This is a genomic window from uncultured Agitococcus sp. (assembly GCF_937920075.1).
Lineage (GTDB): Bacteria > Pseudomonadota > Gammaproteobacteria > Pseudomonadales > Moraxellaceae > Agitococcus.
Genome location: NZ_CALETI010000104.1, coordinates 1 through 11,530, shown reverse-complemented (window position 1 = coordinate 11,530; position 11,530 = coordinate 1). Strand labels below are relative to the sequence as shown.

The window sequence follows — 11,530 nt, the reverse complement described above, 5'->3', positions numbered from 1 at the left end:
AGTTGCATGGTCACTAAGGATTGACCATGACACGGCCCTCTAAAACAAAAACCATCTTCAACACGAAACAACGCACCATGATTAGCACATAATAAATACCGCTGAGTTAAATCCATAAAAACATCAGGTTGAAAATTTAAACCAATGCCAATATGTGGGCAACGATTAAGATAACCATAAACGACTAGCCCTTGTCGTACTACAATCACCTCACCGCGTGGAGTACGAAAACCACGCGCATCTTGATCGGGAACATCAGCCAGTAAACATAATCTAAGCATAGTATTGTTATTGTTGTGTGATAGTTTCTTCTAATAACTGGCTATATTGCACAGTTTGTAAACGTGGGCCAAATTGGCTAACCACTTGTGCGGCAATACGTGAGGCCAAACGACCACAATCCGCAAGAGACCAATGTTGGCTTAGACCATACAAAAACGCCCCTGCAAAAGCATCACCTGCACCGTTTGAGTCTAGCGCAGTGACTGGAAAGGGGGCAATAGTTATTTGTTGCCCTTTGTTGCTGATAATTGCGCCTTTATCACCACAGGTAATGGCTAATAAAGGACTTAGTTGATGCAAAGCTTGTATTGCTTGAGCTAAATTATCGGTATTTGCCCACAATTTTGCTTCGTGTTCATTACAAAATAAAATATCTACACCGTCTTCGAGCATTTCTGTTAAACCATCACGCGCATACTGCACCATTGCAGGGTCGGAAAAGGTCAGTGCGGTTTTAATATTTTGCGCTTTAGCTAAAGCTCTGGCAGTAGCAACTGCATGACGTGCAGAAGGGGATGTAGCCAAATAACCTTCAATATATAAATAACGTGCCTGATTCAGTGCGTCTAAATCCAGTTCTTGAGGACTTAATTCGGCGGTAATACCCAAAAAAGTGTGCATAGTGCGTTCGGAGTCTGGGGTCACCATCACTACACATGTGCCAGTAATGCCTTGTTCAACTTGAGCATGATGGGGCGCACTGACACCTGCCGCACGTAAATCGTGTAAATAAAAATCGCCATTATTGTCTTTGGCTACTTTGCAGGCATAAAAAGCCGAGCCACCTAATGCGGCAAAAGCAATGACACTATTTGCCGCCGAACCACCAGAAGCACGTTTGGCACAGTTAAATTCGGCTTGCAAAGCAGCAATTAAGCCTTGTTGTTGTGCTTGGTCAATGAGTGTCATTTGGCCTTTAGCAATATTTTGTTTGGCTAAAAAAGCGTCATTAACCACATATTCGCTATCAACTAAGGCATTGCCAATGGCATATAAATCAAAAGACATCGTTTAAAAGTCCTAATCTGTTAAAACAATAAAATATCCTGTGGCAATTTGCGCACATAACCAATCACTATTGGCACTGTTGGCCAAATAAGTGTGTAAATCATCGGCTGTTAAACGAGTATTGTCTGCTAATAATGCAACAAACGCGCCATCTACCGAGTCATCAAAACAAATTTCATCACCATTAATATATAAGGCTTGCGCTTTACCTTGTTCGCCAACATAAACAAAGCGTGAAGCAGGGTCGCGGCAGATAACAGCACCATCATTTAAGGCGGTGATTAATTCATCACTGCTGACTTCTTCACCGACTGGCTCATAATCTTCATATTTGGCTTCACTTAAAAAGGGAGCGAGTGCTTTACTTAAAATATCAGGTTGATTAAGCAAAGTTAAGACTTGTTGTTGCAGTTTTTCTAGGTGTTGTGGATTTAACCAAGCACCATGATTTTGTGCTTGTAAATCAATGTCTTGATATAAAGCTTCTGCACCTGTCTGTTCTAGAGCTGTATCAACAATATGTTCTAAAACATGGCTTAGAGAAGGGGCACGAAAGCCAAAAGAGAAGGTTAAACAGTCGTTTTGAGCCACACCATAATGTGCTAATTTTGGCGGTACATATAACAAGTCGCCTGCATTTACCACTTCATCAAAGGTAACAGGCATATCTTCTAAAATGCGTAATTTGGTGTTTGGTAAAAATTGTGCATCAGCATCACAAAACTCACCCAATTGCCAACGGCGTTGACCCGTTCCTTGCACTAAAAATACATCATATTGGTCAAAATGTTTGCCCACTGAACCATTTGGTGTGGCATAAGAAATCATGACATCATCACGACGCCAGCTTGGAATAAAGCTAAAATGTTGCCAATAATCGGCGAGCTCTGGCAAATAATGGTCAACAGCTTGCACTAATAATGTCCAATGACTTTTAGGCAGTTGTTTGTATTGTTTGCTGTTAAATGGGCCTTTGCGTAATTCCCACGGTTTTTTGCCATCTTTTTCTAAAATAATCCGTGATTCGGCACTGGCTTCTTGGGCTAAATCTAATAAGTCTTCTTTGCCGACGAGATAAGCAATGTCAGGAAAGGCATTGCGGACTAATAAAGGCTTTTTTTGCCAGTAGTCATGTAAAAATTCTTCGGCAGTTAAGCCACCTAAATAAGGCAGAGGAATGTTAGTTGCTGTCATGGGAGGTCTCAAATTATAAATTCAACTGTGGATAAGCCATTTGTAAGGTATCAAGTAAGCATTTATCAAAGACATCAACACTCAAAGGTGTGCTGGCGGCGGGCAATTGTTTTTCTAAACGTGCAAATAATGATAATAAATAAGCATCCAATTCTTCTTGGGGAGGAATATGTTCGCTTTCTAATACTTGGCTTTTTAACACCAATAATTCATCAATTTGCTCACGAATATCACCACTTGGCAAAAAGCGATTGACCAAATCCATAAAGGCCATAGGCGGCTGACTATTATTGGCAATCACCCATTGCGCTGCTAATACATCTCTAAAGCAATATAAGTATTTTTTTAAACGAATATCATCAGCCATAACTAAGCGATTAATATCTTGACGAGCCATCGACAAATAATGATGGCAAGATGACAAGGGCAAAAAAGAAGCTTGTGCTAAGGCTTTTAGGGGTTCAATGGCAGCGTGTTGACGATAAATAATTGGCGAAGATAACCATTCCATTAAGGCAGGATTCGATTTTCGCAATAAGCCCAAAGCTTTTTTAATGTCCCAACCACTAATGTCTAATAAACCATCAATCGGTTCTTCAATCACATCGCGTTTATCAAACACCCGAATATAACTACTCGGTTTTTGAGCATAGATAAAACGTACATCATAATCACTATCAGGTGAGGGAAAACCCCATGCGCGGCTGCCTGATTCGCACGCCCATAAAATAGTCACTTGATATTGTTCTTCGATACGAGACAGATTGTCGAGGATGGTTTGGTGCATGATGGTTTGATAGATAGAGTGATAAAGTTCCCTCTCCTATTAGGAGAGGGCTAGGGTGAGGTCTAAACAGCCTTTGCTTGCTGTGCGGCATTACCAATATAGCTAGCAGGTGTTAAAGCGGCTAATGCGGCTTTGGCTTCAGCAGGTAAACAAGCCATTTCTTCACTGTTTAAAAAGCCTTGAATATCGGTGGCGGTAATTACTTTACCACGAGTAAAGGCTTTTAACTTTTCGTATGGCTCGCTAATACCAAAACGACGCATCACCGTTTGAATAGGTTCAGCCAATACTTCCCAAGCATTGTCTAAATCTTCTGCTAAACGATTTGGATTAACTTCGAGTTTGCCAATACCTTTTAAAGCAGCTTCATAAGCAATTAAGCTGTGCGCCAAACCGACACCTAAATTACGCAATACGGTGGAGTCGGTTAAGTCACGTTGCCAACGAGAAATAGGTAACTTTTCACCTAAATGCGCCAACGTTGCATTAGCAATACCTAAGTTACCTTCGGAATTTTCAAAGTCAATCGGGTTAACTTTGTGAGGCATGGTGGACGAGCCTACTTCACCTTCTTTTAAACGTTGTTTAAAGTAACCTAAAGAAATATAACCCCAAACGTCACGGTTAAAGTCAATCAAAATCGTGTTAAAGCGTTTTACCGCATCAAACAACTCGGCAATATAGTCGTGTGGTTCAATTTGGGTGGTGTAGGGGTTAAAGTTTAAACCTAAACCTTCAATAAATTGTTTGGCATTCTCTGCCCAGTCAACATCAGGATACGCTGATAAGTGTGCATTGTAGTTACCCACTGCACCATTGATTTTGCCTAAAATTTCAACGGCTTTAAATTGTTGAATTTGGCGACCTAAACGATAGGCCACATTCGCCATTTCTTTACCCAAAGTGGTTGGCGACGCAGTTTGACCATGAGTACGAGACAACATGGGTAAATCGGCATAACGATGAGCTAATTGACGAATCGCTTCATAAACAGCCGTCATTTGCTCAAGTGCAATATCACGACCTGCTTTTAACATCAAACCATGACTTAGGTTATTAATGTCTTCAGAAGTACAAGCAAAGTGAATAAACTCACTGACTGCGGCTAATTCTGGATTAGCAGACGCCTTATCTTTTAAAAAGTATTCAACCGCTTTTACGTCATGGTTAGTAATACGCTCTTTGTTTTTAATCCATTGCGCATCTTCTTCGTCAAATAAGCTGACGATTTCTTCTAAAGCCATATAGGTTTGTGGCGAGAATTCTGGTACTTCGCTAATTTGTGGGTGTTTGCTGAGTTGTTGTAACCAACGCACTTCAACAGTAACACGAGCGCGAATTAAGCCAAACTCACTAAACCAAGGACGTAAACTATCGGCTTTACTGGCATAGCGGCCATCAACAGGAGAAAGGGCAGTGAGAGTGCTTAGCATGGGTCGCTCCAACAAGAGAAAATCAAAGCGCGAATGATAAAGGATTTAGTGGGCTACTGCATCTTTTGTTATGATTCGGCATTATTTTTACAATAAAAAGAGACCAATAATATGACAGGTTTTAGTGATTACGCCAATTATGATGCTTTAGGTTTGGCCGATTTGGTCAAAAAGGGCGAAGTAACACCAACTCAACTTTTAGAAGAAGCGATTAAACGCCGAAATCAAGTTAACCCGCAAATTAATGCCGTTATTCGATCTATGGATGATTTGGCTTATAGAACCATTGAAAATGGCTTGCCACAAGGCACATTTGCAGGCGTACCCTTTTTAATTAAAGATTTATTGGCCGCTTATGCAGGTGTGCCAATGACCAATGGTTGTCGTGCTTATCAAAATTATGTACCTGACTATGATAGTGAAATGGTTAAACGCTACAAAGCCACAGGTGCAGTGATTTTTGGTAAAACCAACACCCCAGAATTAGGTTTGATGGGGGTGACTGAACCTGAATTACATGGCGCAACGCGTAATCCTTGGAATTTACAACGCACGTCTGGTGGTTCTAGTGGTGGTGCGGCGGCAGCAGTAGCGGCAGGCATTGTGCCAATGGCCGCAGGCGGAGATGGTGGCGGTTCATTACGCATTCCTGCTTCTTGTTGTGGTTTAGTTGGTTTTAAACCTAGTCGTGGCCGTAATCCTTATGGGCCTGCAATGGCTGAGCCGTGGTTTGGTCAAGTGCAAGAAGGCGTTATTTCGCGTTCGGTGCGCGATACAGCCGCAATGTTAGATGCTACGCATGGTCGTGATGTTGGGGCTTTATATGATGCACCTACTGTTAAAGGCACATTTTTAGCGGCGGTGAGCAAATCGCCTAAACGCTTAAAAATCGCTTATAGCCAAGAAGCATTATTAAGTGATGCTTTATTAGATGCAGAATGTTTACGCGGACTCAAATATACCGTTGATTTATTAAGCTCTTTGGGTCATGAAGTGGTAGAAGCAACACCACCGATTGATAAACGCCAACTAGCCGATGGTTATTTATTAAGAATTGCCGCAGCAACCGCAGGGGATGTATTTGCCACTGAACAAATTATTGGTCGTCCAGTTGAACTAGAAGATTTTGAAACCGAAACATGGTCTTTAGCAAGATTAGGACAATCATTTAGTGCCTATGATTTAGATAATGCTAATCGGATGATTTATCAACAAGTCCGCATTTTTGAAATATGGATGCAGCAATATGATGTGTTTTTAACGCCAACTTTAGCAGCACCACCGATTGCTTTAGGTGGTTTTCGTTTGCAAGGCATCGAAAAACTTTTATCACCAATTGCTAAACGTTTTAAATTAGGCGGACTGGTGCATTATTTGCCAATTTTACAGCATTTAGCACAGCAAAATTTTCAATGGGTTGTCTCGACACCTGTAATGAATATGACGGGTAATCCTTCTGTGTCTTTACCATTGCATTGGTCACAAGATAATTTACCTGTAGGCATGATGTTTACCGCACGTTATGGTGATGAAATGACTTTGTTTAAATTAGCAGGGCAACTAGAGCAAGCCAAACCGTGGTTTAATTTGCGTCCTGCAATTTTTGCAGGCTCTTAACCGATGAAAAAATGGTGTTTAATCTTGTGTTCAACGTGGTGGCTAACGGCTTGTCAGTCGGTTAATTATTATGGTCAAAGCATTAAAGGCCAGTGGCAAATTTTGGCGAATCGTCAACCTTTAGAACAGGTGATTAAACACCCACAAAGCTCACCAGCATTAATTAAACAGTTGCAATCTATTCAAAAAATTAGACACTTTGCACAAAGTTTATCGTTACCCACTAAAGGCCAATATGATACCTATGTTGATATTAAACGCTCTGCGGCAATGTGGTCTGTAGCAGCAACGCCAGAATTATCATTAACGGCTAAAACATGGTGTTATTGGGGAGTAGGTTGTTTGGGCTATCGTAGTTTTTTTGAAGAAACCTTAGCACAGCAATTTGAGTCACAATTAAAAGAACAAGGTTATGATACTCACTTGAGTCGTGTAACCGCCTATTCAACTTTAGGATGGTTTAGAGATTCGGTATTGAGTAATTTTGTCTATAAATCCGAAGCCGATTTAGCAGAATTGATTTTTCATGAATTAGCACATCAAGTAGTGTATGCCAAAAATGATCCCGTTTTTAACGAAAGTTTTGCTGAGGTGGTGGCTGATGAAGCCTTAAAGCGTTATTTAGTTGGCAGAATGGAGCAATTTGATAATATTGTGTTGCGCAAAAAACGTCAGCAGCAGTTTGCTGAATTAGTATTAGATTATCGAAAACAACTGGCTGATATTTATAAATCTAACTTAACCATACCCGAAAAAAGACAAAAAAAAGCCCAGACTTTTGAGTCTTTACAACAAAGTTACCAACAGCTTAAACAGCAACAGTGGCAAGGTTTTAATGGTTATGATGCTTGGTTTGCACATCTAAGCAATGCTAAATTAAACAGCGTATCTGTTTATAATAGTCTGATTCCTGCCTTAACTCAGTTGTTGTTGAGTGTGGATTACGATTTACCGCGTTTTTATCAACAATGTCAAAAATTAGCTAAATTATCGGTGACAGAGCGTCATAAAATTTTAGCGACACAGGATACAAAATGATTGAACTGGCTGCATTTCAAGAGCATCGAGTCGCATTAGCGTTTAGTGATTATTTAAAAACCATAGGTATACATAATACTATTGAAGTAGAGCCAGATAGATTTGCGATTATCTTATATCGCGAAGAAGACACTGATCGTGCTGAGCAAGAGTTAAATAAGTTTTTAGCTAACCCTCAAGATATGCGTTATTGGCAGGCTTCTTGGCAAACAGGTCAAGTGATTAAAGAAAGTCTGGATAGTCAAAGTAATATAGGATTTAAACAGGTCTTTGCTAATTTGTGGGCAAGATCAGGCGTATTGACCTTAATAATTAGTTTAATCTGTGTGGGGGTTTATCTTGTTTTTGCCGCAGTGGGTAGGCCTGTGTTTGAGGCATTAAACTATCCGCAAGATATTAAGCACACTCAAGAATATTGGCGATTATTAACGCCTGTTTTTATTCATTTTAATTTTGCTCATTTATTATTTAATTTGATCTGGTGGTGGGATTTAGGCGGCCTTATTGAGCGAACCCAATCAAAAATGCAGTTATTGGGGGTGTTTTTGGCAACTGCATTGTTGAGTAATTTGGGGCAATCGTTGGCGTTTGGTAATGCTAATAATTTTGGTGGTTTGTCAGGCGTTGTTTATGGATTATTAGGTTATGTGTGGCTGTATCCACTTGCCAATCCTAAAGTCGGATTTAGGTTAAATACGGCAATTGTTGCATTTATGATTGGATGGTTAGTCGTTGGCTATAGTGGTATTTTGGATAACATTATTGGCAAAATGGCCAATGATGCCCATTTAATTGGCTTATTAACAGGTATTATTTTAGGCTGTGGTTTTGGGTTGTTGCATAGATTTACTCAATCAAAATAATAGGGGCTGTTGACCTTGTGCGAGTTGTCCTATTGATAACTCGCAACTTCGGCCTTTAACTGTTCAATTTCAGCCAATAAAGCAGAGCTATCTTCGCCAGCCTGTTGAGCGGCCAATAAGCGTTTTTCGGCTTTTTTTAGGTTGCTGCGGGCAGTTGCTGCGGCAATCATTAAGGCTTTGCTGTCTTTGGCGGGTGGCGCTGCACCTTGTTGACTTGCTAAGGCTGCTTGTTGGGCTGCTTCTTCTCTGGCTTTAGCCGCTGCTTGTTCACGCGCTTGACGTCGGGCTTCTTTTTCAGCTTCTTCTTGGGCTAAACGGGCTTTATGCGCTTCAAAGCGTAAACGTGCGCGTTCAGCTTTTTCAGCTTCTTGTTTTTGAGTGGCAATTTCACCTTTAGCATAACGATAGTATTGCACTAAAGGAATGCTGCTTGGGCAAACATAAGCACACGCGCCGCATTCAATACAATCGTCTAAATGGTATTGTTCGGCTTTATCAAACTCAGCACTTTTGCTAAACCATAATAGTTGTTGTGGCAACAATTGCACAGGGCATACTTGCGCACAATCACCACAACGAATACAGGCTTGCTCAGGCGGTGGTGGTGGAAAATCGTTTACGGTTGCAGCAATAATACAATTAGTGGTTTTAACCACAGGAATTTGTACTTGTGGCAAGGAGTAGCCCATCATCGGCCCACCAACAATTAAACGCGAAATTTTTGACCATTGAGCCTGTGCTTGATTTAACAAGTGCTCAATCGGTGTGCCAAAGGGTACGTCATAATTGGCTGCTTGTTGTACGCCTAAACCTGTGACGGTGGTAATCCGCGATAAAGACGGTTCGCCATGTACCACTGCACGATAAATGGCAGCAGCAGTGCCAACATTTAAACAAAATACGCCAACATCGGTGGTTCGACCATTAGCAGGGGTTTCACGACCTGTTAAAATATACACAGTTTGTCGAGCTGCCCCCGAAGGGTATTTGCTCTGACAGCTCATGACTTGAATATGCGCTTGAGACTGGGACGCTTGTTGCATGGCATTGATGGCTTGTGGCTTGTTATCTTCAATACCAATAATAATTTTTTTTGCGCCTAAAATTTGCTTAACAATATTTGCGCCTTCAACAATCTCCGCCGCGCGTTCACGCATTAATAAATCATCAGCGGTAATATATGGCTCACACTCCATAGCATTTACCACCACAATATCCACAGGTGTCTGTTGTTTGACTTGTAGTTTTGAGCCTGTTGGAAAGCCAGCACCGCCCATACCTGCAATGCCAGCCTCACGAATAATCGCTAATAAGGTTTGGGCTTCGGCCAAATGATAATCTTTAATGCCTGTATGAGCTGCCCATTCATCTTTGCCATCAGCCTCAATCACCACACACAACGCGTCTAATTGTGAAGGGTGGTCAACAGGATACAAGCCAATATCAACTACTGTGCCTGATGTGGTGGCATGAACAGGCGCGGCCACAAATGCGCGCACTTCACCAATTTTTTGACCTTTTAATACATGCTCACCAATGTTCACAATCGGTTTTGCTTCTTCACCAATGTGCTGCAACATGGGAATAATCAAACGTTTAGCTAAGACTAAAGGCTTAATTGGGCTTTGGGTTGAGCTTTGTTTGTGTTCAGGCACATGAACACCACCAATCAACTTATAAGGTGCGCGTTGTACAGTCATAATTGTTTGAGTGGAATGAGTTTAATGGGATGTTCAACAGGACTATTACCTTCGCCTTTAGGTGCTTGCCAATGCCATGTTTGACGGGTAACGGCAATCGGAATCATATCAATACAATCAACAGGGCAAGGCTCTACACACAAATCACAGCCTGTACATTCGCTGCTAATCACCGTATGGGTGTGTTTTGCTGCACCAATAATCGCATCAACAGGGCAAGCTTGAATACATTTGGTACAACCAATACATTCGGCTTCACGAATAAAAGCGACTTTTTTAACTTCAGATTCAACACCATATTCACTATCTAAAGGAATGGCCTCAACATTTAACAAAGCCGCTAATTGATTAATAGTATCTTGACCACCAGGTACACAATGATTAATGGCTTCACCATTAGCCATTGCTTCGGCATAAGGTCGACAACCAGGGTGACCACATTGGCCGCATTGGGTTTGAGGTAATAGGGCATCAATTTGATCAACTAAGGGATTCGCTTCGACTTTAAATTTTTCTGACGCAAAGCCCAATAACGCGCCTGCTAATAAACCAATAATTAGCAAAATAACAATAGCGATAATAATGGTGAATAACGCACTCATTTCACCAACCCTGCAAAACCCATAAAGGATAATGACAGTAAACCCGCTGTGACTAAGGCAATGGCACTGCCACGAAAAGGCTTAGGCACATCTGCGACATTAATACGTTCACGCATGGCAGCAAACAACACTAACACTAAGGCAAAGCCCAAACCTGCACCTAAACCTGTTAATAATGCTTTGATAAACGATGGATTTGCTTGGCGAATATTTAATAAAGCAACACCTAACACAATACAGTTTGTGGTAATCAGTGGCAGATAAATGCCTAACACTCGATAGAGGGCAGGACTGGTTTTGTGCAATACTAATTCGGTAAATTGTACGGTAACGGCAATCACTAAAATAAAGCTTAAAGTATGCAAATAGGCTAAATCAAAAGGCTGCAAAATTAAGGCATCAACCGCATAGGTAAAAATGGACGATAAGGTTAAAACAAAGGTGGTGGCGATGGCTAAACCTGCGGCGGTGCTGAGTTTTTTTGATGTTCCCATAAATGGGCATAAACCCAAAAATTGTACCAAGACAAAATTGTTGACCAAAATCGTGCCAATCAGTAGCAGCAAATAGTCATTCATGGGAATGTGAGCCTTTTAAATGAGTGGTGCGGTACTCCCTCGATCTTTGGATGAGGGTATTGTTTATTGTAAATCTTTTTTGGCGTGATAGGCAAAAAATGACAATAGAGATGGTTTGATAAAATGTAGCGTGTGGTTGGGGTACGAAATCCACGTCATGATAATAATGGTATGAGGTGTAAGATGGCTTTTGTGGAAGTGAAACCCATGTTTAGTAAAGACAATAGTGCTTTATATAGCAGTTTGTTGGGTAATGGTGTCAAAGTTGGAGTATTAGATAGTTGGTTTATGGATAAAGAGATAAATGCCCATTTATTTAATTATGGTGGACGAGGCGAAATGCCCGAAGAATTAGGTATGCCACCAAATACCAGTTTATTGGTGATAAATAAAACCATTTATCATATTGAATATAGAGAACGAGAGCA

12 protein-coding genes are annotated in these 11,530 nt (G+C 41.0%); 4 read left to right on the top strand and 8 right to left on the bottom strand.

The annotated features are described in order from the left end of the window. The 5 genes from Q0212_RS03770 to purB form a co-directional block, all read right to left on the bottom strand. A partial coding sequence (locus tag Q0212_RS03770; RefSeq protein WP_297922434.1) for a Rieske 2Fe-2S domain-containing protein occupies positions 1-281 on the bottom strand: 281 nt, incomplete at its 3' end. Between the two features lie 7 nt (positions 282-288). Further along, positions 289-1,290: an adenosine kinase gene (locus Q0212_RS03765; protein ID WP_297922432.1), complete on the bottom strand. Its 1,002-nt coding sequence runs from the start codon at positions 1,288-1,290 to the stop codon at positions 289-291. 12 nt (positions 1,291-1,302) lie between these two features. Further along, complete coding sequence (locus Q0212_RS03760; protein ID WP_297922429.1) at positions 1,303-2,484, bottom strand: cupin domain-containing protein; 1,182 nt, start codon at positions 2,482-2,484, stop codon at positions 1,303-1,305. A gap of 13 nt (positions 2,485-2,497) precedes the next feature. Further along, complete coding sequence (locus Q0212_RS03755) at positions 2,498-3,271, bottom strand: nucleotidyltransferase domain-containing protein (RefSeq protein WP_297922426.1); 774 nt, start codon at positions 3,269-3,271, stop codon at positions 2,498-2,500. A 62-nt stretch (positions 3,272-3,333) separates the two neighbouring features. After that, positions 3,334-4,704, bottom strand: coding sequence for an adenylosuccinate lyase (purB, locus tag Q0212_RS03750; protein WP_297922423.1), 1,371 nt, complete (start codon positions 4,702-4,704; stop codon positions 3,334-3,336). A 111-nt stretch (positions 4,705-4,815) separates the two neighbouring features. Here purB and Q0212_RS03745 point away from each other — a divergent pair, with 111 nt between their 5' ends. The 3 genes from Q0212_RS03745 to glpG are packed head-to-tail and all read left to right on the top strand — an operon-like array spanning position 4,816 to position 8,222. Beyond that, on the top strand, positions 4,816-6,321 hold the full coding sequence (locus tag Q0212_RS03745) for an amidase (RefSeq protein ID WP_297922420.1): 1,506 nt from the start codon (positions 4,816-4,818) through the stop codon (positions 6,319-6,321). Between the two features lie 3 nt (positions 6,322-6,324). Next, a complete protein-coding gene (locus tag Q0212_RS03740; protein WP_297922417.1) occupies positions 6,325-7,359 on the top strand; it encodes an aminopeptidase in 1,035 nt (344 codons plus the stop codon). Then, positions 7,356-8,222 (top strand): rhomboid family intramembrane serine protease GlpG, encoded by an 867-nt coding sequence (gene glpG / locus Q0212_RS03735; RefSeq protein WP_297922414.1) that lies wholly within the window; start codon positions 7,356-7,358, stop codon positions 8,220-8,222. Before Q0212_RS03740 ends, glpG begins: the two co-directional genes overlap by 4 nt. 29 nt (positions 8,223-8,251) lie before the next feature. On the opposite strand, the gene rsxC is transcribed toward glpG, so the two are convergent. Genes rsxC through rsxA form a run of 3 tightly spaced genes read right to left on the bottom strand, consistent with a single transcriptional unit; the run spans position 8,252 to position 11,102 of the window. Beyond that, positions 8,252-9,922, bottom strand: a complete 1,671-nt coding sequence (gene rsxC / locus Q0212_RS03730; protein ID WP_297922411.1) for an electron transport complex subunit RsxC — start codon at positions 9,920-9,922, stop codon at positions 8,252-8,254. After that, positions 9,919-10,524, bottom strand: a complete 606-nt coding sequence (gene rsxB / locus Q0212_RS03725; RefSeq protein WP_297922408.1) for an electron transport complex subunit RsxB — start codon at positions 10,522-10,524, stop codon at positions 9,919-9,921. The genes rsxC and rsxB overlap by 4 nt, the downstream gene beginning before the upstream one ends. After that, entirely contained in the window at positions 10,521-11,102 is a 582-nt protein-coding gene (gene rsxA, locus Q0212_RS03720) for an electron transport complex subunit RsxA (RefSeq protein ID WP_297922405.1), read from the bottom strand. Before rsxA ends, rsxB begins: the two co-directional genes overlap by 4 nt. A 183-nt stretch (positions 11,103-11,285) precedes the next feature. Here rsxA and Q0212_RS03715 point away from each other — a divergent pair. Then, on the top strand, positions 11,286-11,530 hold a 245-nt coding region (locus tag Q0212_RS03715), incomplete at its 3' end, for a hypothetical protein (RefSeq protein ID WP_297922402.1).

Bases quoted from the DNA above. Each gene is read 5' to 3' on its own strand.
- Q0212_RS03765 (WP_297922432.1), bottom strand. From the start codon at position 1,290: ATGTCTTTTGATTTATATGCCATTGGCAATGCCTTAGTTGATAGCGAA.
- Q0212_RS03760 (WP_297922429.1), bottom strand. From the start codon at position 2,484: ATGACAGCAACTAACATTCCTCTGCCTTATTTAGGTGGCTTAACTGCC.
- Q0212_RS03755 (WP_297922426.1), bottom strand. From the start codon at position 3,271: ATGCACCAAACCATCCTCGACAATCTGTCTCGTATCGAAGAACAATAT.
- purB (WP_297922423.1), bottom strand. From the start codon at position 4,704: ATGCTAAGCACTCTCACTGCCCTTTCTCCTGTTGATGGCCGCTATGCC.
- Q0212_RS03745 (WP_297922420.1), top strand. From the start codon at position 4,816: ATGACAGGTTTTAGTGATTACGCCAATTATGATGCTTTAGGTTTGGCC.
- Q0212_RS03740 (WP_297922417.1), top strand. From the start codon at position 6,325: ATGAAAAAATGGTGTTTAATCTTGTGTTCAACGTGGTGGCTAACGGCT.
- glpG (WP_297922414.1), top strand. From the start codon at position 7,356: ATGATTGAACTGGCTGCATTTCAAGAGCATCGAGTCGCATTAGCGTTT.
- rsxC (WP_297922411.1), bottom strand. From the start codon at position 9,922: ATGACTGTACAACGCGCACCTTATAAGTTGATTGGTGGTGTTCATGTG.
- rsxB (WP_297922408.1), bottom strand. From the start codon at position 10,524: ATGAGTGCGTTATTCACCATTATTATCGCTATTGTTATTTTGCTAATT.
- rsxA (WP_297922405.1), bottom strand. From the start codon at position 11,102: ATGAATGACTATTTGCTGCTACTGATTGGCACGATTTTGGTCAACAAT.